At 72.6% G+C, this 23,406-nt stretch carries 28 protein-coding genes; 13 read left to right on the top strand and 15 right to left on the bottom strand.

What is annotated here, in order from left to right; genetic code table 11:
- Positions 1-48: 48 nt before the first annotated feature.
- Both ELQ39_RS29795 and ELQ39_RS29790 read left to right on the top strand, forming a co-directional pair.
- On the top strand, positions 49-1,020 hold the full coding sequence (locus ELQ39_RS29795) for an LLM class F420-dependent oxidoreductase (RefSeq protein ID WP_242594982.1): 972 nt from the start codon (positions 49-51) through the stop codon (positions 1,018-1,020).
- Positions 1,021-1,123: 103 nt separating this feature from the next.
- The gene (locus tag ELQ39_RS29790) at positions 1,124-1,549 is read left to right on the top strand and encodes an SsgA family sporulation/cell division regulator (RefSeq protein WP_242594981.1); all 426 of its coding nucleotides are present in this window, start codon (positions 1,124-1,126) and stop codon (positions 1,547-1,549) included.
- A gap of 20 nt (positions 1,550-1,569) precedes the next feature.
- On the opposite strand, the gene ELQ39_RS29785 is transcribed toward ELQ39_RS29790, so the two are convergent.
- Complete coding sequence (locus ELQ39_RS29785) at positions 1,570-2,067, bottom strand: DUF6328 family protein (protein ID WP_190003910.1); 498 nt, start codon at positions 2,065-2,067, stop codon at positions 1,570-1,572.
- 129 nt (positions 2,068-2,196) lie between these two features.
- Here ELQ39_RS29785 and ELQ39_RS29780 point away from each other — a divergent pair, with 129 nt between their 5' ends.
- Positions 2,197-2,538 carry a hypothetical protein gene (locus ELQ39_RS29780; protein ID WP_242594979.1) on the top strand — a complete coding sequence of 114 codons (342 nt, stop codon included), beginning with the start codon at positions 2,197-2,199 and terminating at the stop codon, positions 2,536-2,538.
- A gap of 10 nt (positions 2,539-2,548) precedes the next feature.
- Here the strand turns inward: ELQ39_RS29780 and ELQ39_RS29775 are convergent, their stop codons facing one another.
- From ELQ39_RS29775 to ELQ39_RS29760, 4 genes are all read right to left on the bottom strand, one after another.
- Complete coding sequence (locus tag ELQ39_RS29775; RefSeq protein WP_225640543.1) at positions 2,549-3,532, bottom strand: aldo/keto reductase; 984 nt, start codon at positions 3,530-3,532, stop codon at positions 2,549-2,551.
- Positions 3,533-3,595: 63 nt separating this feature from the next.
- A complete protein-coding gene (locus ELQ39_RS29770; RefSeq protein WP_242594977.1) occupies positions 3,596-4,303 on the bottom strand; it encodes a ribonuclease H family protein in 708 nt (235 codons plus the stop codon).
- Positions 4,304-4,333: 30 nt separating this feature from the next.
- Positions 4,334-5,128 carry a VOC family protein gene (locus tag ELQ39_RS29765; protein WP_242594975.1) on the bottom strand — a complete coding sequence of 265 codons (795 nt, stop codon included), beginning with the start codon at positions 5,126-5,128 and terminating at the stop codon, positions 4,334-4,336.
- A 166-nt stretch (positions 5,129-5,294) separates the two neighbouring features.
- Positions 5,295-5,780, bottom strand: coding sequence for a VOC family protein (locus ELQ39_RS29760; RefSeq protein ID WP_242594973.1), 486 nt, complete (start codon positions 5,778-5,780; stop codon positions 5,295-5,297).
- Between the two features lie 237 nt (positions 5,781-6,017).
- Here ELQ39_RS29760 and ELQ39_RS29755 point away from each other — a divergent pair, with 237 nt between their 5' ends.
- Positions 6,018-6,671 (top strand): ATP-dependent Clp protease proteolytic subunit, encoded by a 654-nt coding sequence (locus ELQ39_RS29755; protein ID WP_242594971.1) that lies wholly within the window; start codon positions 6,018-6,020, stop codon positions 6,669-6,671.
- Positions 6,671-7,273: a ClpP family protease gene (locus ELQ39_RS29750; RefSeq protein WP_242594969.1), complete on the top strand. Its 603-nt coding sequence runs from the start codon at positions 6,671-6,673 to the stop codon at positions 7,271-7,273. The genes ELQ39_RS29755 and ELQ39_RS29750 overlap by 1 nt, the downstream gene beginning before the upstream one ends.
- A 30-nt stretch (positions 7,274-7,303) precedes the next feature.
- On the opposite strand, the gene ELQ39_RS29745 is transcribed toward ELQ39_RS29750, so the two are convergent.
- Positions 7,304-7,723 (bottom strand): helix-turn-helix domain-containing protein, encoded by a 420-nt coding sequence (locus ELQ39_RS29745; protein WP_337662528.1) that lies wholly within the window; start codon positions 7,721-7,723, stop codon positions 7,304-7,306.
- Positions 7,724-8,001: 278 nt separating this feature from the next.
- Between ELQ39_RS29745 and ELQ39_RS29740 the strand changes: the two genes are divergently transcribed.
- Positions 8,002-8,889 carry a SigB/SigF/SigG family RNA polymerase sigma factor gene (locus ELQ39_RS29740; RefSeq protein WP_242594967.1) on the top strand — a complete coding sequence of 296 codons (888 nt, stop codon included), beginning with the start codon at positions 8,002-8,004 and terminating at the stop codon, positions 8,887-8,889.
- Between the two features lie 92 nt (positions 8,890-8,981).
- Here the strand turns inward: ELQ39_RS29740 and ELQ39_RS29735 are convergent, their stop codons facing one another.
- Positions 8,982-9,437 carry an ATP-binding protein gene (locus ELQ39_RS29735; RefSeq protein ID WP_242594965.1) on the bottom strand — a complete coding sequence of 152 codons (456 nt, stop codon included), beginning with the start codon at positions 9,435-9,437 and terminating at the stop codon, positions 8,982-8,984.
- A gap of 250 nt (positions 9,438-9,687) precedes the next feature.
- Between ELQ39_RS29735 and ELQ39_RS29730 the strand changes: the two genes are divergently transcribed.
- Positions 9,688-10,947 carry a streptophobe family protein gene (locus ELQ39_RS29730; RefSeq protein WP_337663026.1) on the top strand — a complete coding sequence of 420 codons (1,260 nt, stop codon included), beginning with the start codon at positions 9,688-9,690 and terminating at the stop codon, positions 10,945-10,947.
- Between the two features lie 14 nt (positions 10,948-10,961).
- Here ELQ39_RS29730 and ELQ39_RS29725 read toward each other — a convergent pair whose 3' ends face one another.
- Together ELQ39_RS29725 and mgrA are read right to left on the bottom strand one after the other, a co-directional pair.
- On the bottom strand, positions 10,962-11,372 hold the full coding sequence (locus ELQ39_RS29725; protein WP_242594963.1) for a hypothetical protein: 411 nt from the start codon (positions 11,370-11,372) through the stop codon (positions 10,962-10,964).
- 295 nt (positions 11,373-11,667) lie between these two features.
- The gene (mgrA, locus tag ELQ39_RS29720; protein ID WP_190003897.1) at positions 11,668-12,660 is read right to left on the bottom strand and encodes an L-glyceraldehyde 3-phosphate reductase; all 993 of its coding nucleotides are present in this window, start codon (positions 12,658-12,660) and stop codon (positions 11,668-11,670) included.
- A gap of 137 nt (positions 12,661-12,797) precedes the next feature.
- On the opposite strand from mgrA, the gene ELQ39_RS29715 reads away from it, so the two are divergent.
- Together ELQ39_RS29715 and ELQ39_RS29710 are read left to right on the top strand one after the other, a co-directional pair.
- Entirely contained in the window at positions 12,798-13,694 is an 897-nt protein-coding gene (locus ELQ39_RS29715; protein WP_242594960.1) for a LysR substrate-binding domain-containing protein, read from the top strand.
- A gap of 14 nt (positions 13,695-13,708) precedes the next feature.
- Positions 13,709-14,224 (top strand): mycothiol transferase, encoded by a 516-nt coding sequence (locus ELQ39_RS29710; RefSeq protein WP_190003895.1) that lies wholly within the window; start codon positions 13,709-13,711, stop codon positions 14,222-14,224.
- Here ELQ39_RS29710 and ELQ39_RS29705 read toward each other — a convergent pair.
- The 4 genes from ELQ39_RS29705 to ELQ39_RS29690 all read right to left on the bottom strand — a co-directional run bounded on the left by ELQ39_RS29705 (position 14,206) and on the right by ELQ39_RS29690 (position 18,200).
- Entirely contained in the window at positions 14,206-15,285 is a 1,080-nt protein-coding gene (locus ELQ39_RS29705) for an adenosine deaminase (RefSeq protein WP_242594959.1), read from the bottom strand. The genes ELQ39_RS29710 and ELQ39_RS29705 overlap by 19 nt on opposite strands.
- A 45-nt stretch (positions 15,286-15,330) precedes the next feature.
- A complete protein-coding gene (locus ELQ39_RS29700) occupies positions 15,331-15,726 on the bottom strand; it encodes a VOC family protein (protein ID WP_225628196.1) in 396 nt (131 codons plus the stop codon).
- Positions 15,727-15,827: 101 nt separating this feature from the next.
- The gene (locus ELQ39_RS29695) at positions 15,828-17,204 is read right to left on the bottom strand and encodes a phospholipase (protein WP_242594958.1); all 1,377 of its coding nucleotides are present in this window, start codon (positions 17,202-17,204) and stop codon (positions 15,828-15,830) included.
- A 90-nt stretch (positions 17,205-17,294) separates the two neighbouring features.
- The gene (locus ELQ39_RS29690) at positions 17,295-18,200 is read right to left on the bottom strand and encodes a glycoside hydrolase family 19 protein (protein WP_225628198.1); all 906 of its coding nucleotides are present in this window, start codon (positions 18,198-18,200) and stop codon (positions 17,295-17,297) included.
- A gap of 341 nt (positions 18,201-18,541) precedes the next feature.
- On the opposite strand from ELQ39_RS29690, the gene ELQ39_RS29685 reads away from it, so the two are divergent.
- Entirely contained in the window at positions 18,542-18,985 is a 444-nt protein-coding gene (locus tag ELQ39_RS29685) for an SPW repeat protein (RefSeq protein WP_190003890.1), read from the top strand.
- Positions 18,986-19,066: 81 nt separating this feature from the next.
- Positions 19,067-19,297, top strand: coding sequence for a GlsB/YeaQ/YmgE family stress response membrane protein (locus ELQ39_RS29680; RefSeq protein ID WP_242595677.1), 231 nt, complete (start codon positions 19,067-19,069; stop codon positions 19,295-19,297).
- Between the two features lie 92 nt (positions 19,298-19,389).
- Here the strand turns inward: ELQ39_RS29680 and ELQ39_RS29675 are convergent, their stop codons facing one another.
- On the bottom strand, positions 19,390-20,202 hold the full coding sequence (locus ELQ39_RS29675; protein ID WP_242594957.1) for a GNAT family N-acetyltransferase: 813 nt from the start codon (positions 20,200-20,202) through the stop codon (positions 19,390-19,392).
- Positions 20,203-20,288: 86 nt separating this feature from the next.
- Here ELQ39_RS29675 and ELQ39_RS29670 point away from each other — a divergent pair, with 86 nt between their 5' ends.
- The gene (locus ELQ39_RS29670; protein WP_242594956.1) at positions 20,289-20,774 is read left to right on the top strand and encodes a nucleoside deaminase; all 486 of its coding nucleotides are present in this window, start codon (positions 20,289-20,291) and stop codon (positions 20,772-20,774) included.
- 68 nt (positions 20,775-20,842) lie between these two features.
- Here the strand turns inward: ELQ39_RS29670 and ELQ39_RS29665 are convergent, their stop codons facing one another.
- A complete protein-coding gene (locus tag ELQ39_RS29665; RefSeq protein WP_242594955.1) occupies positions 20,843-21,475 on the bottom strand; it encodes a chaplin in 633 nt (210 codons plus the stop codon).
- A gap of 297 nt (positions 21,476-21,772) precedes the next feature.
- Between ELQ39_RS29665 and ELQ39_RS29660 the strand changes: the two genes are divergently transcribed.
- A complete protein-coding gene (locus ELQ39_RS29660) occupies positions 21,773-23,404 on the top strand; it encodes an alpha/beta hydrolase (RefSeq protein ID WP_242594954.1) in 1,632 nt (543 codons plus the stop codon).
- The last annotated feature ends 2 nt before the right edge of the window (positions 23,405-23,406 follow it).

The following is a 23,406-nucleotide window of genomic DNA, read 5'->3' as shown; positions in this document are numbered from 1 at the left end:
GCGGGTGATCCACCGTTTTCGCCGGTCGCCGCGGGGGACCCGGACGCCATGGTGCAAATCGGGTACACGATGATGACCGAGCAGGCGGGCCCGCGTGAGCTGGTGGAGCACGTGGTGCGCGCCGAGAAGGCGGGCTTCGACTTCTCGGTGACCTCGGACCACTACTTCCCCTGGCTGGCCGAGCAGGGTCACTCGCCGTACGCGTGGAGCGTGCTGGGCGCGGCCGCGCAGGCCACCTCACGGATCCCGCTGATGACGTACGTGACGTGTCCGACGAAGCGGTACCACCCGGCGGTGGTGGCGCAGAAGGCGGCGACGATGCAGCTGCTGTCGGGCGGCCGGTTCCGGCTGGGGCTGGGGTCCGGCGAGAACCTCAACGAGCACGTGGTGGGCGGCGGCTGGCCGCCGGTGGACGTACGCCACGAGATGCTCGAGGAGGCGGTGGAGATCATCCGCGCGCTGTTCGAGGGCGGGCATGTGAACTACCGGGGCGAGCACTTCGACGTGGAGTCGGCCAAGCTGTGGGACCTGCCGGACCAGCCGCCGCCGATCGGGATCGCGGTCTCGGGCAAGCGGTCGTGCGCCCTCGCCGGGCACCACGCCGACCTGATGATCGCCACCGAGCCGAAGCCGCAGTTGCTGGAGATGTTCGACGAGCACGGCGGCGAGGGAAAGCCGCGCGTGGGCCAGCTGCCGGTGAGCTACGACCCGGACCGGGACACCGCCGTGGAGCGGGCGCACGCCCAGTTCCGCTGGTTCGGCAACGGCTGGAAGGTGAACGCCGAGCTGCCGCACCCGGACTCCTTCGCGTCGGCGTCCCAGTTCGTGCGGCCCGACGACGTCGCCTCCTCGATCCCCTGCGGCAGCGACCCGGACGACTTCGTCGAGGCGGTCCGCCCGTACGCCGAGGCGGGATTCACGGAGATCGCCCTGGTGCAGATCGGCGGGGAGTCGCAGCCGGCGTACCTGGACTGGGCGGAGCGGACGCTGCTGCCGGCGCTGCGGAAGGCCTTCGGCTGACGGTCCGTGCGTGAGGTGTGACGGATTCACCCGGAGAGCTGAGCATCTTGCCGGGATCCGGGGTACTAGAGGGCTCTACGTCGGTACGTCCCGGAGGCGCCTGGTGAACTCGTTCGTGCACAAGACCCTGGTGGTGGAGCTCCAGGCGGGCGACACGGAGCGTTTTCCCGTGCTCGCCCACCTGAGCTACGACCCGTCGGACCCGTTCGCCGTCACGGCCGTCTTCACCCTCGACGGCCGGGTGCTGGCGCGCTGGCAGCTGGACCGGGAGATGGTCACCGCCGGTCTGAGCCGTCCGGTCGGCACAGGCGACGTGCGGCTGAGTCCGCAGGCCCGAGGTGTGGGACGGGAGCTGCGGATGGAGTTCCTGGGCGAGGCGCGCGCCGACGGCGGCAGGCACCACGCGGTGGTGTTCGCCTGGGCGGAGGCCGTCGGGGAATTCCTGACCGAGACCCACCGGCTGGTGCCGCCGGGGTGCGAGGAGGTCCGCGTGGACGACTTCCTCGCTGACGTCCTCGCCAACAGCTGAACCCTCGTGAGCCCTCGCGGTCAGCGCGTGGTGTGGCGGTAGCGCGCCCACATCGGCAGCCCGAACCAGCACAGCAGGTACCAGCACACCACCCCGGCCACCAGGTACGGCACGAAGTCGTCGTGGCTGGCCACCCGCAGGATGAGCAGCAGCGAGGAGCTGGTGGTGACCAGCAGCAGCGCCAGTCCCAGCAGGGTGAGCCGTGATGCCCACCGCACCGCCTGCGGTTTGATGCGCCGTCCGCTGACGAGCCGGTGCAGCGACACCGGGCCGATCAGCGCGCCGGTCGCGCAGGCGCCCATCACCACCGTGACGATGTAGATGGTCTTGTCGGTGCCGGACAGGTCCTCGTAGGTCGGGGTGAACACGACCGTCAGCAGAAAACCGAACAGGATCTGCACGCCCATCTGGGCCACACGGACCTCCTGGATGAGCTCGGTCCACATCCGGTCCGCTCTCTCCTCCTCGGTCTCGTTGCGCCCCCGGCGCCTGCTCCCGCCCTGCTCCGTGTCCGGCACGGTGCCTCCTTCGATCGGGTCTCCCCCTCCGGTTTCCCCGAAAGGGAGCCTCCTCCCACCGCCGGTTTGGCGGGGCGGGGCACGGTTACACGGTCGGCGACACGACCAGGCCGGACGAAAGTGGGACACATGTCGGACACCCAGCTCACCGTGACACTCAGCGGCGGGGACGCCGACGACGCCCGGGCGGTCGTCGGCGCGCTGGAAGGCACGTTCGGACCGCCGCAGGAGCGGCCCTCGGACACGGACGCGACCGTCCGCATGGCGACGTTCGGCGGCGAGGGCGAAGGCACGGGCACGGCGGAGGACGGTCACCGGCCCTTGTCGGAGCCGGTGACCGTCACCGTGCAGGGCACCCCGGAGGCGGTGCGCCGGGCGAGCGACGCGCTGTCGCGGGTTTTCACCGCCCGCGACGAGGGCGCCGCCGCCGGCGACCAGGAGCAGGAGCGTCAGCTCGTGCTGGAGTCCTGACGCTCCTCCGTCACCAGCGGCTCTCCACCTGCTCGCGGATCCGCCGGTCGTAGAGGTCGGTGATCGCGGCGAGGGTGGAGTCGGACAGCTCGGGCAGCCGGGCCGCGGCCGCGTTGGCGCGGGCCTGCTCGGGCGAGCGGGCGCCGGGAATGACGGTGGTGACGCCGGGCTGCCGGACGATCCAGCGCAGCGCGAGCTGGGCCGGGGTGTATCCCTCGGGGGCCAGCGCCGCGAACTCGGCGGCGGCCTCGACGCCGGTCGCCCAGTCCACGCCGGAGAAGGTCTCGCCCTGGTCGAAGGCCTCGCCGTGCCGGTTGAAGGTGCGGTGGTCGTTCTCCGGGAAGACGGTGTCCTTGGTGTACTTGCCGGACAGCAGGCCGGAGGCGAGCGGGACACGGGCGATGACGCCGACGCCGGCCTCGCGCGCGGCGGGGAGCACCTCGCGCAGCGGCTTCATGCGGAACGGGTTGAGGATGATCTGCACGCTGGCCACATTCGGGCGGGCGATGGCGGTCAGGGCCTCGGCACAGGTCTCCACGCTCACGCCGTAGGCGGCGATCCGCTCCTCCTCGACAAGGGTGTCGAGGGCGTCGAAGACCTCGTCGGTGGAGTAGACGGGGGTGGGCGGGCAGTGCAGCTGCACCAGATCGATGCGGTCGACGCCCAGGTTGCGCCGGGAGCGGTCGTTCCAGGCGCGGAAGTTGTCCAGGACGTAGTTCTCGGGGATCTGGTCGACACGGCGGCCCATCTTGGTGGCGACCAGCACGTGCAGGTCGGGCCGTCCGCTGAGGAACGACGCGATGGTCTGCTCGCTGCGTCCGTCGCCGTAGACGTCGGCGGTGTCGAAGAAGGTGACGCCCGACTCGGCGGCGGCCTCCAGCACCGCGAGGGCTTCCTTGTCGTCGACGTCGCCCCAGTCGGCGCCGAGCTGCCATGTGCCGAGACCGATCACGGATGCGTGCTGTCCCGACCTGTCGAAAGTGCGCTCTTCCATGCCGGTCAGTCTGTCATCCGTCCCGGCCGGGCGGCCGGTGGCTCCCCCGCGCGGACGACCCGCTCAGGCGCCGACGGCCGTCCGGCACTCGGGGTGGCCCCACCCCTTGTCGTTCTTGGCGATGGGCTCACCCGCCGCGTACGGCCGTCCGCACGGGCAGCGGCCGGGGAACTTCGCCTTGATGGTGCGGGAGGAACCTCCCGGCTTGCGGGCGGGCCTGGCGCCGCCCGAGGCGCGGCGGGAGGAGCCGCCGGAGGACGGGCGCGGCACGGACGGCGGCGGCTCGGGCGAGCCCTGTGCGCTGCCCGCGTCCTGCTGGGCGGAGGCCGCCTGGCTGGCGGCACGGTCGGCGAAGTCGTTGAGCCGGTCGCCGTCGACCTGGTGGGCGGGCACGTAGCGGAACTCGACGGAGCGGTCCTGGAGCAGGCCGTCGATGCGGACGACGAGCTCCTGGTTGGCGACGGGCTTCCCGGCGGCGGTGCGCCAGCCGTTGCGCTTCCAGCCGGGCAGCCAGGTGGTGACGGCCTTCATGGCGTACTGCGAGTCCATCCGCACCTCGAGCGGCACACCGGGGTCGGTGGCGGCGAGGAGCCGCTCCAGGGCGGTGAGTTCGGCGACGTTGTTGGTGGCGGTGCCGAGGGCGCCGGCCTCCCAGCGGTCCGGGGTCCCGGAGCCGTCCGCGATCACCCAGGCCCAGCCGGCCGGTCCGGGGTTTCCCTTCGAGGCCCCGTCGCAGGCGGCCACCACACGTTCACGCATGCGACCGATCATGCCATGGCCGGGCAGGTGCCCCGGTTCCGCTCAGCCGACGGGTCGGGTGCCCGGCATCTCGCCCTTGGTGGTGGTGAGGTCGATGACCGAGAAGTCGGCGCCCTGCGGGTCGCTGACAGCCGCGAAGCGTCCGAACGGCGAGTCCGTCGGCCCGAACCGCAGCACCCCGCCGCGTTCGGTCGCCCGGGCCACGGCCGCGTCGCAGTCGTCCACGGCGAAGTACACGTTGATGTAGGGGGGCGTCTCGGGCGGGAAGTCGTCGGTCATCCGCATCCGGCCGAGGACGGGGCGCTCCTCAAGGACGTGGACGCGGAAGTCCGTCTCGCCCTCGAGCTGCTCGGACCGGTAGGGGAAGACGGCCGGGAAGAACGCGTCGGACTTCTCCGGTTCGCGGGTGCAGACCTCCGCCCAGCAGTACGCGCCCGGTGTCCCCGTCGCCTGGAAGCCCTCGTGGGTGCCGGCCTGCCACACCCCGAAGACTGCCCCGCCGGGGTCGCGGGCGAGGCACATCGTGCCGTAGTCGGCGACCTGCACGGGCTCCATCAGCAGTTCGCCGCCGTGCTCGCGGATGCGGGCGGCGGTGGCGGAGGCGTCCCGGGCGGCGAGGTAGAGGCACCACTGGGAGGTGCCCTCCTGGCCCGGCATGGGCGGCACGACGGCGGCCACCGCCTTGCCGTCGGCGTACGCCTGTGTGTAGCCGCCCTGCTCGGGCGACGTCTCGCCGAAGGTCCAGCCGAGGACGTGGCCGTAGAAGTCCTTGGCCACGTCCAGGTCGTCGAACACGGCGTCGGCCCAGCAGGGGGTTCCTTCGGGTGGTGCGGCCATGGCTGCGGCCCTCCGCGTCACGGGTGGTCTTCGGTCTTCCGACTCACGCTAGCCACGCCCGGGCGGGCACGCGCGCCGGAGGAGCGCCCCCAGGGGCGGGGGGAACTGCGGTGAACGGGGGTCCGGGGGCGGAGCCCCCGAGACCGGGGGCCCGCAGGCCGGGGCGTCAGGCCCCGCCCGCGTACGCCTTCTCCAGCTCCGCGAGGTCCAGCTTGCCCATCGTCATCATGGACTTCAGCGCGCGGTCGGCCTTCTCCCGGTCCGGGTCGCCGATCATCTGCGTGAGCCGCTTGGCGTTGACCTGCCAGGAGACTCCGTAGCGGTCCTTGAGCCAGCCGCAGGGGCCGTGCTCGCCGCCGCCCTCGACCAGCTTCTCCCAGTAGTGGTCGATCTCCGCCTGGTCGTCGCAGTCGAGCTGGAAGGAGATCGCCTCGTTGAAGGTGAACTCCGGTCCGCCGTTGAGGGCGACGAACTTCTGGCCGTTGGCCGTGAACTCCACGGTGAGCACGGAGCCCGCCTCGCCGGGGGTGGCGCCGGTGTTGCGGACGACCTCGCCGAGCTCGGAGTTGCCGAAGACGGAGACGTAGAACCGCGCCGCCTCCTCGGCCTGGCCGTCGAACCACAGGCAGGTGGTGAATCCGTCGGTGTCCATGAGTACCTCCCAGGTGTGGCGCCCCTCGTCGGAACGCGGTCACCGGTGCAGACCGGCCGCGGCGGCGGAACTCATCGGTGGGCCGGCACATCCGCCGTTCAGGGCCCGTCCGAGGCCGCTCTGCCCTGGGCGAATCTGCCGCGGGCAGAGATTTCCACGGCGGCGGCCCCGGCACGCCGACAGTGGACGCACACGGCCGTCCGGCCGTGCTCCGACCAGTGATCCACGGGAGCGTCCATGTCACCACTCACCGCCGGCCCGCGGCCGGTCCCGCCCCGGGCGGAGGACGGCGACACGCCGCCGAGCCGCTTCGACGACCACCTCGCCGCCCAGTTGCTCGCCCAGCGGATCGTGGTGCTCGGCACCCAGGTCGACGAGGTGTCCGCGAACCGGGTGTGCGCCCAGCTGCTGCTCCTGTCCGCCGAGGACCCGCGCACCGACATCAGCCTGTACATCAACAGCCCGGGCGGCTCGGTGCACGCCGGACTCGCCATCTACGACACGATGCGGCTGATCCCCAACGACGTCGCCACCCTGGCCATGGGCTTCGCGGCCAGCATGGGACAGTTCCTGCTCTGCGTCGGCACGCCCGGCAAGCGCTTCGCCCTGCCGAACGCGCGGATCATGATGCACCAGCCGTCGGGCGGCATCGGCGGGAGTGCCGCCGACATCGAGATCCAGGCGGAGAACCTGGAGTTCACCAAGCGGACCATCGAGCGGATCACCGCCGAGCACACGGGCCAGACCCCGGAGACCATCTCCCGGGACGGCGACCGGGACCGCTGGTTCACGGCCGAACAGGCCCGCGCGTACGGAATGGTCGACCGGGTGCTGGACTCGCTGGACGACGTCCGTCCGGCGGCCGCACGACCGAGGATGGGGCTGCACTGATGGGGACGTACACGATTCCGAACGTCGTCGAGCGCACCGCGCGCGGCGAGCGGTCCTACGACGTGTTCAGCCGGCTGCTGGCCGAGCGGATCGTCTTCCTGGGCACGGAGATCGACGACGGCGTGGCCAACGTGGTCGTCGCGCAGCTGCTGCACCTGGAGTCGGAGGCCCCGGAGAGGGAGATCGCGGTGTACCTCAACTCCCCCGGCGGCTCGTACACCTCACTCATGGCGATCTACGACACCATGACGTTCGTACAGGCCCCGATCTCCACGTTCTGCGTCGGGCAGGCGGCGTCCACGGCGGCCGTGCTGCTGGCCGGCGGGGATCCCGGGAGGCGGTTCGTGCTGGAGCACGCGCGGGTGCTGCTCGGCCAGCCGGCCTCCGGCGGGATGCAGGGCACGGCGTCGGACCTGGCGCTGCGTGCGAAGGAGATGACCCGGATCCGGGCGCAGGTCGAGGAGGTGCTGGCCCGGCACACGCACCACGACGTGGCGACCCTGCGCGCGGACATGGACCGCGACAAGGTGTTCACCGCGCAGGAGGCCGTGGCGTACGGCCTGGCCGACGAGGTGCTGACCCGGCGGCCCGCTCCGGTCTGAGCGGCCGCCGGGCCGTGGGGTGCCTGCCGCTCAGGCTGCCAGGCAGAGCCCGTCGTGCGCGGAGCCGTTCCGCACGGAGCCGTTCCGCACGGAGCGGGCGGGGACGGCGGACCGGCGCGACGTGACCCGGACCAGCTCGGCGTGCGTACGGGCGAGCAGATCGCCGAGGCCCAGGCCGAGCGCGCCGGCGGCGGCCGCGAGGACCTCCGAGGAGGCCTCCTTGCGGCCGCGCTCGACCTCCGACAGGTAGGGCATGGAGATCCGCGCCGCGTCGGCGACGTCCTTGAGGGTCCGCTCCTGGGCCTGCCGCTCCCTGCGCAGCACGTCGCCGACGAGGTGCCGCCACAGCGGCTCTCTGGGCGCGGCGGCGGGCGGGGCCGGCGGGCCCGGGGCGGCAGGGCCGGGTCGCAGGGGAATGACGCGGGCTTCGTTCGGCGCGTGATCGGTCACGTCCTCAGCCTAGGAATCCCGCTCCCTCGGGCAAGGGAGCGGGATTCCGCCCTGAGTGAAGCCGGAAAGCGGACGAATTCCCTCCGCCCCGATGGTGCCGCGCCGCACCGGCGGCCGTACCATCGGACGACAGGCGTGACGGCCGGTGCGGACCGCGTCTCCCCCGAGCGGTCCGGCGCTTTCCGCCACGGAGGAAATGGACGGGCATAGGTCCGCGGAACCGGGGTAGTCGGGTGCTCCAGTCCCGTGGCAGCCATGACGTTGGTGGGGAGAGGGCAATGAGGACCGCCGTGATCCGGTCGCAGGAGCGGACCGTCGACGGGCGCATCAGGGCCGGCGCCGGCAGCGAGGACCTTCGCGATCCCGCCGACCCCTGCGCGGTCGCGCCCCGCGACGCCCGCGAGCTCTCCCGGCAGTTCTTCCGCCGCCTCGCGGAACTGGAGGAAGGCAGCCGCGAGTACCAGTACGCGCGGAACACCCTCATCGAGATGAACATGTCCCTCGTGCGCTTCGCGGCCGGGCGGTTCCGCGGCCGGGGCGACGACATGGACGACGTCGTGCAGACCGGCATGATCGGCCTGATCAAGGCCATCGACCGCTTCGAGCTGTCCCGCGAGGTCGAGTTCACCTCCTTCGCGCTGCCGTACATCGTCGGCGAGATCAAGCGCTTCTTCCGTGACACCACCTGGGCCGTGCACGTGCCGCGGCGGCTCCAGGAGCTGCGCGTGGAGCTGGCCAAGGCGCGGGAGGAACTGTCGAGCCGGCTGGACCGCGAGCCCACCGTCGCGGAGCTGGCGACCCTGATGAACATCAGCGAGCAGCAGGTCGTCGAGGGCCAGATCGCCGCGAACGGCTACAACTCGTCCTCCCTGGACGCCGCGCTCACCGGTGACGGCCCGGAGCACGGCGAGGCCGTCCTCGCCGACTTCATCGGCGTCGAGGAGGAGCGGCTGGCCCTGGTGGAGGACTTCCACGCGCTGGCCCCGCTGATGGCGGAGCTGAGCGACCGGGACCGCGAGATCCTGCACATGCGGTTCGTCGAGGAGGCCACGCAGGCGGAGATCGGCGAGCGGCTGGGCTGCTCGCAGATGCACGTGTCCCGGCTGATCAAGCGGATCATCACCCGGCTGCGGACGGGCATGCTCGGCGAGCTGGGCTGCGCCTGAGGACCGCCCTGACAACACACGGAAGGCGCCCCTGACGGTTCCGGCCGGTCCAGGGGCGCTGCTGTGGACAGCGGGCGCGTGGTGTCCGTCGTTCAGCCGCCGGTGAGGTCGATCACCGCGCGGACGCGTTTGCCGACCGGTACGCGCTCCACGCCGACGTCCCGCGCCAGCGCGCGCACGATCTCCAAGCCGTGGCGTCCGACCCGCTGCGGGTCGCGCGGGAACACGCGGGGCAGGGTGCCGTTGCTGTCGTAGACGGCCACCGTGACGGTGGTGTCCGTGCCCTCCAGCTCCAGGATGTACGGCCCGTCGCTGTGCCGGTCGGCGTTGGTGACCAGCTCGCTCACCACCAGCAGCACGGCTCCTTCCGCCTTGGCGTCGATCGTGGCGCACCACTCGGTCCTCAGCTGCTCGAGGAACTGCGCCGCGAAATGCCGCGACTCGGCGATGCAGCCCGGCTCGCCGGTGAAGTGTGCCGCCCGCCGCAGCGGTTCCACGGGCACGTCGAAACCAGTCGGTATCACTACCCCGTCCAAGCGATAGGTCATGCGTTTCCCTCTGCGACGCCGGGTCGGCCGGACGATCCGCACCGGTCCTGGTACCCCGAGTCGGCCGGGGCAGTCCCACTGATCGGTGTTCGGCTTCCCCGAAGGGCGTCTCGGTATGCCTGAGCAGGTGAAATGGGCGTTGGAACCCTGCGACGGGCACCGGACTCCGCGCCCGGCGAGGTGCCGCCGCGCCCGCGCGGACGGACCTCGTCGGCGGGCGGGCGCGACAGACGCTGCTTAGCGTGCAACCGTGAGCGCACACTCCCCTTCTCCTCCGCGGTCCCCTCTCCACGGCTGGGTTCCGGCGCTGGTCGCGGTGGTCGGCTCGCTGACCGCGATGGCCGTGGTGGCGGCGCTGGGGGTCTGGGCGGCCGGGGCCGCCGACCTTCCGGAGGGCGCCTTCGGGCCGGTGCTCGCCGCCGTCCTGGTGCTCGCCGTCGGCGGCACGGTACGGCTCTCCGGGGACGCCGGCGGCCTGGCCGGGAGCGAGGGCGGCCTGACGGTGATCCCGCTGACCGTCACCCTCACCGGGGCGCTGCTGCTCGGCTGGTGCTTCCTGCGTCCGCTGCACCGCCGCACGGTGGTGGGGGCGCCCGGGCTGGCGGGGTGGGCGGCGCGGATCGCCGTGCTGTGGCTGCTCGCCGTCCTCGGTCTGGCCCTGGCCGCCCGGCGCACGTTCGAGGTGTCCCTCGGGGACGACCTGCTCGGCGACCTGGGCGAGCTGTTCGGGGTGACGCCGACGGTCGGGTTCGCGGCGGACGTGCTGCCGACCGTGCTGATCGGCCTGGTGTGGCTGGCGGGCGTGCTGGTGGTGGCGATCCTGGTGTCGCGCGGTGCGCCGCTGCCTCCGGAGCTGATGCGGTTCCAGGCGGGGGCGCGGCCCGCGGCGCGTGCGACGCTGGGGCTGCTGCTCGCCGCCGTGGCCGTGGCCCTGATCGTCGGGCTGGTGGTGGCCGCCACGAGGGGTCACGCGGCCGAGACGTTCGCCGTGATCCTGCTGGGGCTGCCGAACGTGGCCTGGCTGGGGCTGACCGTGGGGCTGGGGGCGACCTGGGAGGGCAGGGTGGAGGGGCCGTTCGGGCTGCCCATGCCGCGGGTGCTGGACGAGGTGCTGCGCACCCCGGACGTCTCGGAGCTGAACCTGGGCTCGCTCGTCGACCGGGACGGCGGCCGCTGGTGGTGGCTGCTGGTGGGAGCGGCGGTGCTGGTGGCGGGCGCGGCCTGCGTCATGGCGGCCTCCTCTCCCGCACGGGTGCCGCCCTGGCAGCACGCCCTGCGGCTGGCGGTGGCGCTTGCGCTGGCGGTGCTGACGGTCGGACCGACGGCCCGGGTCTCCGCGCGGATCGGCCTGTCGGTGCTCGGCATCGGCGATCTGGGCGAGGGGCTGACGGGGCAGGTGCTGCTGGAGCCCCGGTTGTGGGGCGCGCTGGGGCTGGCCCTGCTGTGGGGCCTGGTGGCGGGGTTCACGGGCGCGTGGGCCGTACGGGGTCTGCGGCGGCGGAGACGCTGAGGGGCGGTCCGTTCTCAGGCGACCGGGACGCCGAGGACCCGGGCGGCCCGCTGCATCCGCAGGGCGTCGACGGACTCGGCGAGGAGTTCGTACTCCGTGGTGTCGTCGCCGGTGGCGACCCGCACCATCCGTCCGGCGGCGAGCGCCTCGGCCACTTGCTCCTGCCTGTCGACGTCACGGCACCAGGTGCGCAGCACGGTGGGCACGTCGGTCACGTCGTCGGCGACGGGGACGAGCGCGCCCGGGGGTAAGTGCTCGGATCCGGGCTGCGGGTCGAGGCGCTCGGCGATCCACAGGGCGCGGTCGCGCAGCCACCACAGGGCGAGCGCGAGGGTCGGGGCCCGGTAGGTGCCCAGCGGCACCCCGATGCGCCGGCCGTCGCAGATCCCGTACGCCGTGACGTGGCACAGGAATTCGTCGTGCACGTTCCCTCCCCCGCTGCGTGCTCGCCCGCCGGTTCCGGGCCGGCTGCCCGCTCCGTGGCTCGCGTGCTGTGCGTGAGGGCGCCGTTGCTCGGTGTGAAGCGCTCTCGTTGTCGAGTATGTTCACCTCTGAATCACTGTCACCATGTGTTTCCGGCCAGTCTCCTGGCATATGCAGGTCCCGTCCTGGCCGAAACGGCACGGGTGGGCGCATCGGCCGAGGTGACCGGCCCTCCCGGAGACGAACGCACCGGCCGCCGCCCCCGGGGCGGGGGTGACGGCCGGTGACGGATGCCGCCTACTGCTTGACGATCGCGTCGATCCGCGCCAGCTCCTCCTCGGAGAAGTCGAGGTTGCGGGTGGCCGCGACACTGTCCTCCAGTTGCCGCGGGCTGCTGGCGCCGACCAGGGCGGAGGTGAGGCGGCCGCCGCGCAGGACCCAGGACAGGGCCATCTGCGCCAGGCTCTGCCCTCGGGCGGAGGCGATGTCGGCCAGCGCGCGCAGCCGGCCCACCAGTTCCTCGGTGAGGGCGTCCGTGTCGAGGAACGGGCTGTCGCTCGCGGCGCGGGAGTCCTCGGGGATGCCGTCCAGGTAGCGGGAGGTGAGCAGGCCCTGCTCCAGCGGGGAGTAGGCGATGGAGCCGACCTGGAGCTCGTCGAGGGCGTCCATGAGACCCTCGTCCTCCGGGCGGCGGTCGAGCATCGAGTAGCGCGGCTGGTTGATCAGCAGCGGGGTGCCCAGCTCGCCCAGGATGCGGGCGGCCTCACGGGTCTGCTCGGCGTTGTAGTTGGAGACGCCGACGTAGAGCGCCTTGCCCTGCTGCACCGCGGTGTGCAGGGCGCCCATCGTCTCCTCGAGCGGGGTGTCCGGGTCGAAGCGGTGCGAGTAGAAGATGTCGACGTGGTCGAGGCCCATCCGGCTCAGACTCTGGTCCAGCGAGGACAGCAGGTACTTGCGCGAGCCCCATTCGCCGTACGGGCCCGGCCACATCAGGTAGCCGGCCTTGGTGGAGATCACCAGCTCGTCCCGGTACCGCGCGAAGTCGGCCTTCAGCGCCTCGCCGAGGACGGACTCGGCGGCGCCGGGCGGCGGGCCGTAGTTGTTGGCGAGGTCGAAGTGGGTGACACCCAGGTCGAAGGCGCGGCGAAGGATGGCCCGCTGGGTCTCGGCCGGTCGGTCGGGACCGAAGTTGTGCCACAGGCCGAGCGAGAGCGCGGGGAGCTTCAGGCCGCTGCGTCCGGTGCGCCGGTAGGGCATGTCCGCGTAACGGTCGGGGTGTGCGGTGTACAACGCGACTCCAGGGGGTTGGCACACGTCTTGACGTTCGTCGTGGCGGTTCGTCGGACCGCCCGTCCACTCTGTCGTGACCTGCGGGGAGTGGTCCAACAGAAGAATCCGATGAGATTCAGCGGCTACGCTTCTCAATCATGGAACTGCGCCATCTCCAGCACTTCGTGGCCGTCGCCGAGGACCAGCACTTCACCCGTGCGGCGGAACGGCTGATGGTTTCCCAGTCGGGCCTGTCGGCGTCCATCCGGGCGCTGGAGCGCGAGCTGCAGACGCCGCTGTTCGTGCGGACCACCCGCAGGGTGACGCTCACCGAGGCGGGGCGGGCGCTGCTCGCGGAGGCCGAACGCATCCTGGCACAGGTGCGGGCCGCGCACGAGGCGGTGGCCGCGGTGCAGGGGGTGCTGCGCGGCACCCTCGCGGTGGGGACGGAGCAGTGCATCGCCGGGGTGCATGTGGCGGAGCTGCTCGCCGCGTTCCGGCGGCGCCACCCGGCCGTGGAGATACGGCTGCGGCAGTGGGGCTCGGCCGCGCTCGCCGAGGAGGTCGCGGCCGGGCGGCTGGACCTCGCCTTCGCCTACCGCGTCGACGCCGACCCGGACCAGCTGCGCGCCGTGCCGCTGACCTGCGAGCCGATGACGGTGCTGTGCCACTCCGACCACCGGCTCGCCCGCGCCGGGGCTCCCGTCACCCCGCGGGACCTGGCCGACGAGGTGTTCGTCGACTTCCACCCCGACTGGGGGCCGCGCCGCGCCACCGACGCGGCGTTCGCGGTCGCGGGCGTCCGGCGCACGGTGGCGCTGGAGGTGAACGACGTGCACAGCCTGCTCGACCTGGTCGACGAGAACCTCGGCGTGGCGGTGGTGCCGAGCCACTTCCGCCACAAGCGCCCCTCGCTCACCGCGCTGCCGCTGAAGGACACCGGCGAGGCGGTGTACGAGACGGTGGCGCTGGTGCCGTCGCCGCGTGCCACGAGTCCGGCGGCGCGCGCGCTGATGGAGCTGCTGGACACCGGGGCGCGTGACGCCGGAAGCTGAGCGAGTCTGGAGGCATGCATGCCAAGGACATCCTCATCGACGGCTACGGCCGCGTCCGGGAAGAGGTGCACGCCGCCGTCGGGGGACTCGGCCCCGACGAGCTCGCCGCCCGGCCCACGCCGGAGGCCAACAGCATCGCGTGGCTGGTGTGGCACCTCACCCGGGTCCAGGACGACCACATCGCGGACGCCTTCGGCCTGGAGCAGGTGTGGCTCGCCGACGGCTGGGAGAAGCGGTTCGGGCTCGGCCTGCCGCGCGGTGCGACCGGGTTCGGGCACACCCCGGCGCAGGTGGCCAAGGTGCGCGTGGACTCCCCCGACCTGCTGACCGGCTATCACGACGCCGTCCACGCGCAGACCCTCGCCGCCCTGCGGACGCTCACCGCGAAAGACCTGGAACGGGTCGTCGACGAGAACTGGGACCCGCCGGTCACCCTGGGAGTGCGGCTGGTCAGCGTCCTGTCCGACGACCTCCAGCACGTCGGACAGGCCGCCTACGCCCGCGGGCTGCTTCAGAGCACCGCGTCGTAACCCGGCAGGACGACGTCCCGGATCAGCGCGACCCGCTCGTCGTACGGCAGGAACGCGCTCTTCACGGCGTTCAGGGTGACCGCGCGCAGGTCCGCGGCGGTCCAGCCGGCCTCCTCCACCAGCAGGGACATCTCGCGGGTCATGGTGGTGCCGGAGACCAGACGGTTGTCGGTGTTGACGGTGACGCGGAAACCGAGTTCCTTCAGCGGGGTGATCGGGTGCTCGGCGATCGAGGTCGCGGCGCCGGTCTGCAGGTTGGAGGTGGGACACATCTCCAGGGCGATGCGGCGGTCGCGGACCCAGGAGGCCAGCCGGCCGAGCTTGCCGCCCGCGAGGTCGGGGATGTCCTCGGTGAGGCGCACGCCGTGCCCGATGCGCTGGGCGCCGCACACCTGGACGGCCTGGTGGATGCTGGGCAGCCCGTGGGCCTCGCCCGCGTGGATGGTGAACGGCACGTTCTCGCGGCGCAGGTGCTCGAAGGCGGCGAGGTGGTCGGCGGGCGGGAAGCCGTCCTCGGCGCCGGCGATGTCGAAGCCGACGACGCCCGCGTCGCGGAAGGCGACGGCCAGGTCGGCGGCCTCGCGGACCCGGTCGAACATCCGCATGCCGCACAGCAGGGTGCCGACCCGGACGGGCGTCCCGGCGGCTGCGGCCTTGGCCATGCCGGCGGCCAGACCTTCCTGGACGGTCTCCACGACCTCGGCCATGGTGAGCCCGCCACGGGTGTTCAGCTCGGGGGCGTAGCGCACCTCGCCGTAGACGACGCCGTCGGCGGCGAGGTCGAGGACGTACTCCTCGGCGGTGCGCAGCAGGCCCTCGCGGGTCTGCATCACGGCGAGGGTGTGCTCGAAGGTGGCGATGTAGCGCACCAGGTCGCCGGAGTTGGCGGCCTCCACGTACCAGGCGGCGAGCTCGTCCGGGTCGGTGGTGGGCAGGGTGTGGCCGACGGCCTCGGCCAGCTCCACGACCGTGGCCGGGCGCAGGCCGCCGTCGAGGTGGTCGTGCAGGACCGCCTTGGGGAGGCGGCGGATCGTGGCGGCGTCTATGCGCGTAGATGACATGGCTGGAGGTTCCTCGGCAGGTCGTTCGGCGATGGTGCGGCTGGATCAGGAGGCGGCGGGCTGGAGCAGGTCCCAGCGGTTGCCGTAGAGGTCCTGGAAGACGGCGACCGAGCCGTACGGCTCGTGGCGCGGCTCCTCCAGGAAGGTCACCCCGGCGGCGGTCATGCGGGCGTGGTCGCGGGCGAAGTCGTCGGTGTGCAGGAAGAAGCCCACGCGTCCGCCGGTCTGGTCACCCACCCGGGCCCGCTGCTCGACCCCGGCGGCGCGGGCCAGCAGCAGGGCGGCGCCGGAGTGCCCGGCGCCTGGCTCGACGACGACCCATCGGCCGCCGTCCGGCCGGGGCTCGTCCTCGGCGAGCCGGAAGCCGAGGGCCTCGGTGTAGAAGCGGATCGCCTCGTCGTAGTCGTGGACGACGAGGGTGACCAGGGCAATGCGTCTCATCGTCACCTCTCGCAGGGGTTGACCGGAGAGGTTATACGTAAAACTGCCGGGAACGCCAGTCCCGCCCCGGCGGCCGGTCCGGGGCGGGACCGTGTGATCCCCTACGGGTAGGTGTAGCTGTTCAACGCGTCGACGGCGGACGTGGGATTGCCCAGGTCGTAGCGGTCGACGGCGAGGTAGGTGGGCTTCTTGCGGGCGGCCGGCTGGCAGAACCGGCGGGCACGGTCGGCGAGCTTGGCGTTGTCGGTGGTGGCGGTGGAGGCGACGGCGGCGTCCCGGAAGTGGTTCATGACGAAGAGGGGCCGGAAGCCCGGCTCGGTGCGGGTGAGCGGGATGGTGGTGTTCGCGTCGTACCAGCGGCTGTAGCAGGACCAGTCGGAGGAGCCGATGCCCGGCCCCATGGACCAGTGGTTCTCGACGGTCCACTCGCGCTGGTACATCACGCCGAAGGTGTCCCGGGTCAGCCCGGCCGAGCGGTCCGCGTCCTTGCTGTGGTCGGTGAAGATCAGCAACTGGTGTCCGGCGGCCGCCAGTTCGCCCATCGCGGGCCAGCCGTTCTCCCGCACCCCGGTGCGGTCGGGGCGGTAGAGCACGTCCGACAGCCCCTGCACGCGGTCCAGTTCCGCGCGCAGCACGCCCGGGTCGACGTAGTCCTCCAGGAAGACGGTGACGAACTCGCCGGGGTGGGCGCGCAGGAAGTCGGTGATCCGCTGGAGGTCGACCCACAGGGCGACGGGTCTGCGCACCAGCGTGCAGCTGTTGTGGCAGAGGATGGCCCCGTCGGGCGTCTGGTGGATGTCCAGCATGAACCCGCGGACACCGTCACGGAGTTGTTGTTCGATGCCCCGGCTCTGGTTGGGGAAGAGGTCGACGAAGGGCGGGGCGAAACCGCCGTCGACGCCGTTCGCGTAGGCGTTGTGTGCGGTGAGGAACGTGACCTGGTCGAGGGTGCGTCGATCCGGGGGCGGCATCGGGCCGCCGGGCGCTTCGACCGGGGTGAGGTACCAGGCGGCGAGGTCGCCGCCGCTGCCGACGGCCAGCGATGCGGGGTGGGTGGCGCCGGCGGGCTTGGGCGCGACGGCGAGGCGCCGGTCGGTGCCGGGGGCGGCGAGCGCGTACCGGTCGGCTCCGAGCGGGGTGATCTGCCAGCGCGCCTCGGCGGACGCGCAGGAGACGGTGTGGGCCTGGTCGCCCGCCCGTCCGAGGCAGACGCCGGGGCTGTCGGTGTTCTCCAGCAGGTGCCCGTCGCCGTCGGGGCGCAGGGTCCACTGCTGGCGGTCCTCGTCGCCGCGCGGGCGGTGCTGTTCGACCGTCCCTGAGGCGTCGGCGGCGTTGAGGCCGGTGACGGCGGACTGGACGTAGTACGTGCCGGACGGCGGCACGGCGCCGGCGCCCGCGGCGGGCGCGGGTGTCACGGCCGCCGCGGCGAGCGCGGCGGCCGTGACGGCGGTGGCGAGCAGGGCGTGGGGGGTGCGCATGCGTTTCCCTTCGTCCGTCAGGGGCGGCCGTGACTCCGGGGCGGCCCGGAGTCACGGTCAGGTGCATGACACCACGCCACGCCGTCCGCGTCAGCAGTACAGGTTGCCGCCGGGGGTGGTCCCGAGGATCTGGGTGAACTGCTGGTACTTCGTCACCCGGCTCTGGACCTGCGCCGGGTTCCTGCCGTCGCACTCCAGGGAGCCGTTGATGCTGCGGATCGTCTGGCCGAAGCCGGCCCCGTTCACCATGGCGGCGTGCGGGGTCATGCTGCCCGGGCCGGACTGGGTGTTCCAGTACCAGAGGGCGGTCTTCCAGGCCACGGCCGCGTCGTTCTGCACCAGCCAGGGGTTGTTGAGCAGGTCGATGCCCAACGCGTCACCGGCGGCCTTGTAGTTGAAGTTCCAGCTCAGCTGGATGGGGCCGCGCCCGTAGTAGGCGGCCTGACCGGCCGGGCAGCCGTACGGCTGGCTCCAGTCGCAGTAGTGCGGGTAGTTGGCCTGGTTCTGCTCCACCACGTGCACCAGGCCGCCGGTCTCGTGGCTGACGTTGGCGAGGAAGGCGGCGGCCTCCTGCTTCTTCACCGTGTCGCTGCCGGTGTTGGCGAAGCCGGGGTAGGCGCTGAGCGCGGCGGTGAGGCCGCTGTACGTGTAGAACGGGTTCCGGTTCGGGAACATCTGGTTGAACTGCGCCTCGGTCACGACGAAGTTCCCGACGGGCGTCCCGGGCCCGTTGTCACAGGCATAGGGCTCCCAGTACCAGGTGCTGATGGTCGGGTCGTAGCCCGGGTTGGCATGCTCGGCGATGTACGCCTTGCCGTCGGTGTAGCGGACGATCGCGCCGGCCTCGTACCACTGTCCGGCGACCCAAGCGGGGTAGCCGGCACACGCGGCCGCGGTGGCGGCCGAGGCGGTCGTGGCCGCGGCGGGGAGCAGCATGGGCGCGCTCCCGGCGAGGACGAGGGCGGCGGTCACGGCGGCGATACGGCGTCTCGACAAGGGATCAACTCCTTCGCGGAACACGGCCGCTCCCCCGACGAGGACATGCCGGGGCGAGACCTCGCCCGCACGCGCCGGCGGGGCCGGTCACGGCGTGGGGGCGGCCGTGGTGGGGGGTGTGGAGCACACTCAAGCGCTTTGGTCTGTACCAGTCAAGGGTCTGGACCAGTCACAGTGGCGCGTACATGTCGTTGCACCCGAGGACCTCGCCTCCACGGACAATCTCGCGGGCCGTCCCCGACTACACATAAGGAGTGAATAAGCGCACAATGGTGCTTACGCGGCGCTTACCGCATACCGCACCCAGACGCGGTCAGGCCTGCTAGTCAAAGGAGACGACCATGGCCAACGTCTCACACCAACGTGGAGATCTTTCCAGCCATCCGGACGCACCGGAGATGCGGGCACGCTACGAACGCGTCCTCGGCAGCCGTGACGTTGCCTTCGTGGACGGTCCGGTGTTCCTGCTCGGCCTCTACTGCGCGGTGTCACCGTGGATCCTCCACTACACGTCGAGTCAGCCGCCGCTCGTGACGCACAACCTGATCGTCGGCATCGCGATCGGTCTGCTGGCCCTCGGGTTCACGGCGGCCCCCTCGCGCATGTACGGCCTCAGCGGAGCCATGTGCGCGCTGGGCATCTGGATGATCATCTCTCCATGGGTCGTGGGCACCGACCCCGACGCCGGGGTGATCTGGAACAACGTCGTCATCGGCGCTCTCACCGTGATCCTGGGCACCGCCTGCGCCGCAACGGCGGCCAGGGCAGCATCCAAATCGTCGTAGGAGCCCACGACGGCTCCCCCTCCCCCGACCGGTCCGCGTAGCCTCGCGGGCCGGCCCCTTCTCTGCGACTGCCGCCTCGTCATCGGCATCGTCATCGGCGTCCTGGGCCGCCTGGTCGTCCCGGGCCGTCAGCGCATCGGCATCCTGTGGACGATCCTCGTCGGCATCGCCGCCGCCCTCATCGGTTCGGCCCTCGCGTCCGCCTTCGGCGTGGCGGACACCAAGGGCGTGGACTGGGTGGAGTGGCTGATTCAGATCGCCCTCGCGGCGGTGGGCGTGGCGGCCCTGGACCGGGCCAAGCTGAACCGCTGAGACGCGGGTCCTCCGCGTGGGAGCGGTGGCCGTCCCACGGGTGGTGACATCTCACGCCCGGTGGGACGGCCACCGTTCCCGTGCGTCCTGCCCTACGACGCCGCGGTCCACCGGGCCGGCTCGTACACGTACGGTGTCGTCACCGTCAGGGGTGTGAAGCCCATGCGTCGCAGGATCGGGCGGCTGAGGGAGGACGCGTCCACGTGGAGGATGCGGTAGCCGCGGGCCGCCGCGATGCGGGCCCTGTGGGTGATCAGGGCGCGGTAGATGCCGCGGCCCCGCCACTCCGGTACCGTGCCGCCGCCCCACAGGCCCGCGAAGCCCGTGCCGGGGGTCAGTTCCATACGCGCCGCGCTGACCGGGACGTCCCCGGCGAGGGCGAGGACGGCGACCACCGTGTCCGGGGTGGTCGTCAGCGCGTCGAGGAGCTGGCGCCGGAGGCGGGACGCGTCGTCCCCGAAGGCGCGTTCGTGCACCTCGGCGACCTGGCCGGCGCCGGCCCCGTCCGTCACCGGGACGACGCGTATGCCGTCCGGGACGGTCGTGGTCAGGGCGAGCGCGCCGGTCTCCGCCGCCATCAGCGTCTCGTCCGGCCCGGGGGTGAAGCCGGCCGCGAGGAGACGGCTGCCCAGGTCCGCCGGCTCGTCATGGGCGTACAGCTTCCACTCGAAGGGCAGGTGCCGGGACGTGTAGTGCGCGATCTGGTCCGCGATCGCCGCATCCGCCTCCTCCGCCGAGGCGAAGCCGGACCAGACGACTCCGTTCCAGCCGTGGGCGGGGGCCGTACGGCGTACCACCTTGCCTACGCGTTCGACCGCGTCGTCGGGGCCCTCGGGGCGGGCGTCGCGGCGCATCTCGCGGTCGTAGAGGGTGAGCAGGGCTGCCGGTGCGGTGGTGGAGGGCATGACGGGAGTGCATCATCCGCCGTCGGCGGGAGCAACGGGATTAGGGTGTCCGGCGATCATGCCGGCGGAGAGACGGGACGACGACCATGGCTGTGCGGGACGACGAACTGCCCCACCTGCGGCGCTGCGTGGAGCTTGCCGCCGAGGCGCTGGAGGCGGGCGACGAGCCGTTCGGGTCGGTGCTGGTGTCCGGGGACGGCACCGTGCTCGCCGAGGACCACAACCGGGTGGCCTCCGGCGACCGCACCAGGCATCCCGAGTTCGAGCTGGCGCGCTGGGCGGCCGCGCACATGACGCCCGAGGAGCGGGCCGCCGCCACCGTCCACACCTCGGGCGAGCACTGCCCGATGTGCGCCGCCGCCCACGCCTGGGTGGGCCTGGGACGCATCGTGTACGTGGCCTCGTCCGAGCAGCTGACGTCCTGGCTGGCGGAGCTGGGCGTGCCCGAGCCGCCCGTGCGGCCGCTGCCGGTCTCCGCGATCGCCCCGGGCGTGACCGTGGACGGGCCTGTGCCCGAACTGACCGAGGACATCGCCGCCTTGCACCGGCGGTTCCACCGGCAGAGCCACTGACGCGGCGTGCCCCCGGGTCCGGCCGGCGCGGCGGGCCCGGGGGCGGCGGAGCGTTTCCGCGAGGGCGGTCAGAGGCCCGTGCGGAGCCGGGCGCGGCGGTACAGGGCGACTCCGCCCAGGAACATCGCGGCGCCGGTGGCGAGCACCGGGACCGTGTGGTCGGCGCCGGTCTCGGCGAGCGCGACCTGTTCGGCGGGGGCCGCCTCCTGCGGCGCCGGGGCGGGCAGGGTACGGGCCGGCACGGTCCGCTCGGGCGCGGGCTCCGGGCGCTCACCGGAATCGTTGACGGAGCTGTTGTCCGTCGACGGGTTGCCGATGCCGACCACGTTCACGCTGTTCCCCGTCACGTTGACCGGCGCGTGCACCGGGAGCTGCACGCCGTTGCCGGACAGCAGCCCCGGCGAGCCGTACGCGTCGCTCTCGGCGGACGCGGCGGACGCGCCGGACGCGCCCTTCGAGGTGCCGGACGCCGCCTCGTGCCGCACGTCCTCGTTGACGCAGGTGTTGCCCGCGGCGGGGTTGAGGAGGCCCACCACGTTCACCGTGTTCCCGCACACGTTCACCGGGACGTGCACCGGGAGTTGAACGCTGTTCCCGGACGCCGCTCCGGGCGACCCGGCCGCGACGCCCTCCGCCCCGGAATCGGCGTACGCCGGCATCGCCACGGCCATCGCGCCGGACGCGGCGGCGACGGCGATCACACCGTTTCGGGTAACCCTTCGCATAGGTTCCCTGCCCTTCCAGACTTGGTCGCGAGCGTTCGCCCGCCACCGGATAGAACGCGGACGTGGCATCCGGGTTATGGCTCCTCCGTATGCCGCAGCCGGTTCACCCCATAGGGGGTCCCGGGGTTCGAACCCCCGGCAAAGTACGTCGAACTCCCGGCGCCCGAACGCGCGGACGCGGCCCGCCGCCTGCGTCGCACGGCCGACGGGCGGGGGCGGCGGAGCCCGCTTATGGTGGGCGGGGGCGCCGGCCGGGCGCCTTGGGAGGCTGCGATGCTGGGCGAGCTGTCCGAGCGACTCAGGGGCGGTCACCACGCGAACGCGCTGCCGTCCTCCTTCCGGCGCGGCGCCGCGGCCGGAGCGGTCGGGCTGGTCCTGCTGGCGACGGGCCTGACGGCCACCGCGCGCGACGAACCCGATCTGGGGCGGTTCTACGACCAGAGGATCGAGTGGGCGGCCTGCGAGGGCACGGAGCTGCCGGAGGACCTCCAGTGCGGGACGGTCACCGTGCCGCTCGACTACGCCGACCCCGGCAGGGGCACCCTGGAGCTCGCGCTCGCCCGCTACCGCGCGTCCTCCGACGACCCGCGCGGCTCGGTGGTGCTGAACTTCGGCGGTCCCGGCGGCTCCGGGGTGCAGGGTCTGGCGTACGGCCGCAAGGACTTCCTCGGTCTGACCGACGACTACGACGTGGTGTCGTTCGACCCGCGGGGCGTGGGCCGCTCCTCCCCCGTGAGCTGCGGGGCCGACGCCACGAGCCGTGCGCTGGAGGCCACCGGCGGCGAGGAGACGGGCGATCCGCGTGACGCGCTGCGGCAGTTGCGCGAGGTGGCGGCCGAGTGCGAGAAGCACTCCGGTCCGGTCCTCGCCCACATGGGCACCGTGGACGTGGCCCGCGACCTGGACGTGATGCGTCAGGCGCTGGGCGACAGGAAGCTCAACTACCTCGGCTTCTCCTACGGGACCCGGCTCGGCGCGGTGTACGCGGCCCGGTTTCCCGACAAGGTGGGCCGGATGGCGCTGGACGGCGTGGACACGCTGACCGAGCCGCTGGCCGAGCAGGGCCTCGCCGGCGCGCGGGGGCAGCAGACGGCGCTGGAGAACTTCCTCACCTGGTGCACCGAGGAGCTCGCCTGCCCGTTCGGGCAGGACGCGCGCACCGCCCGCGAGCAGGTCGTGGACCTGGTGCGCTCCCTGGACGACACCCCGGTGCCGACCGACTTCGGCTACGAGTTCACCGGCCAGGACCTGGCCGCCGCCATCGCGCAGGGCCTCTACACCAAGGAGATGTGGCCCGTGCTGCAGCGGGCGCTCGCCCAGCTGATGGAGGACGGCGACACCAGCGGCGTGGAGGCCCTCGCGTCGGGCGGGATGGCCCCCGCGTCCGCACCGTCCCCGGCCTCCGCCCCGGCGCGCGGCGACGAGCCTCTCGCGGACGAGGAGGACGTGCCGCTGGACAACCTCCCCGCGGCGCTGATGGCGGTGAACTGCGCCGACGACCCCGACCGTCCGGACGAGGACCAACTCGCCGAACAGCTCGCCCGCTTGCGCGCCGCCTACGAGAAGGCCTCGCCGGTGTTCGGGCCGTACCGGCTGGCGCAGGTGGTGCTGTGCCACGGCCGTCCGAAGGGGACCGACTACATCCGGGAAAAGGTCAAGGACCTGGACACCCCGCGGATCCTGCTGGTCGGCACCCGCGGCGACCCCGCCACCCCGTACCGGTGGACGGAGCAGACGGCGAAGCGGCTGGGCCCGTCGGCCGTGGTGCTGGACAACCGCAACGAGGGCCACACGGGCTACGGTTCGTCCGAGTGCGTCCACCGCAAGGTCGACGACTTCCTGCTCTACGGCTCCCTCCCGCCGAGCGGCAGTTCCTGCGGCGCGGAGGACGAGGACCGGATCTGACG

The organism is Streptomyces sp. GB4-14, assembly GCF_022696125.1.
In the GTDB taxonomy this organism is placed as follows: domain Bacteria; phylum Actinomycetota; class Actinomycetes; order Streptomycetales; family Streptomycetaceae; genus Streptomyces; species Streptomyces werraensis.
The sequence above is the reverse complement of the archived record's forward strand: the minus strand, read 5'-3'. Positions and strand labels throughout refer to the sequence as shown.

What these genes read in the sequence shown, in the direction of transcription:
- ELQ39_RS29795 (WP_242594982.1), top strand. Translation starts at nt 49, where the DNA reads ATGGTGCAAATCGGGTACACGATGATGACCGAGCAGGCGGGCCCGCGT.
- ELQ39_RS29780 (WP_242594979.1), top strand. Translation starts at nt 2,197, where the DNA reads ATGTCGGACACCCAGCTCACCGTGACACTCAGCGGCGGGGACGCCGAC.
- ELQ39_RS29775 (WP_225640543.1), bottom strand. Translation starts at nt 3,532, where the DNA reads ATGGAAGAGCGCACTTTCGACAGGTCGGGACAGCACGCATCCGTGATC.
- ELQ39_RS29770 (WP_242594977.1), bottom strand. Translation starts at nt 4,303, where the DNA reads ATGATCGGTCGCATGCGTGAACGTGTGGTGGCCGCCTGCGACGGGGCC.
- ELQ39_RS29765 (WP_242594975.1), bottom strand. Translation starts at nt 5,128, where the DNA reads ATGGCCGCACCACCCGAAGGAACCCCCTGCTGGGCCGACGCCGTGTTC.
- ELQ39_RS29760 (WP_242594973.1), bottom strand. Translation starts at nt 5,780, where the DNA reads ATGGACACCGACGGATTCACCACCTGCCTGTGGTTCGACGGCCAGGCC.
- ELQ39_RS29755 (WP_242594971.1), top strand. Translation starts at nt 6,018, where the DNA reads ATGTCACCACTCACCGCCGGCCCGCGGCCGGTCCCGCCCCGGGCGGAG.
- ELQ39_RS29750 (WP_242594969.1), top strand. Translation starts at nt 6,671, where the DNA reads ATGGGGACGTACACGATTCCGAACGTCGTCGAGCGCACCGCGCGCGGC.
- ELQ39_RS29740 (WP_242594967.1), top strand. Translation starts at nt 8,002, where the DNA reads ATGAGGACCGCCGTGATCCGGTCGCAGGAGCGGACCGTCGACGGGCGC.
- ELQ39_RS29735 (WP_242594965.1), bottom strand. Translation starts at nt 9,437, where the DNA reads ATGACCTATCGCTTGGACGGGGTAGTGATACCGACTGGTTTCGACGTG.
- ELQ39_RS29715 (WP_242594960.1), top strand. Translation starts at nt 12,798, where the DNA reads ATGGAACTGCGCCATCTCCAGCACTTCGTGGCCGTCGCCGAGGACCAG.
- ELQ39_RS29710 (WP_190003895.1), top strand. Translation starts at nt 13,709, where the DNA reads ATGCATGCCAAGGACATCCTCATCGACGGCTACGGCCGCGTCCGGGAA.
- ELQ39_RS29705 (WP_242594959.1), bottom strand. Translation starts at nt 15,285, where the DNA reads ATGTCATCTACGCGCATAGACGCCGCCACGATCCGCCGCCTCCCCAAG.
- ELQ39_RS29700 (WP_225628196.1), bottom strand. Translation starts at nt 15,726, where the DNA reads ATGAGACGCATTGCCCTGGTCACCCTCGTCGTCCACGACTACGACGAG.
- ELQ39_RS29695 (WP_242594958.1), bottom strand. Translation starts at nt 17,204, where the DNA reads ATGCGCACCCCCCACGCCCTGCTCGCCACCGCCGTCACGGCCGCCGCG.
- ELQ39_RS29685 (WP_190003890.1), top strand. Translation starts at nt 18,542, where the DNA reads ATGGCCAACGTCTCACACCAACGTGGAGATCTTTCCAGCCATCCGGAC.
- ELQ39_RS29675 (WP_242594957.1), bottom strand. Translation starts at nt 20,202, where the DNA reads ATGCCCTCCACCACCGCACCGGCAGCCCTGCTCACCCTCTACGACCGC.
- ELQ39_RS29670 (WP_242594956.1), top strand. Translation starts at nt 20,289, where the DNA reads ATGGCTGTGCGGGACGACGAACTGCCCCACCTGCGGCGCTGCGTGGAG.
- ELQ39_RS29660 (WP_242594954.1), top strand. Translation starts at nt 21,773, where the DNA reads ATGCTGGGCGAGCTGTCCGAGCGACTCAGGGGCGGTCACCACGCGAAC.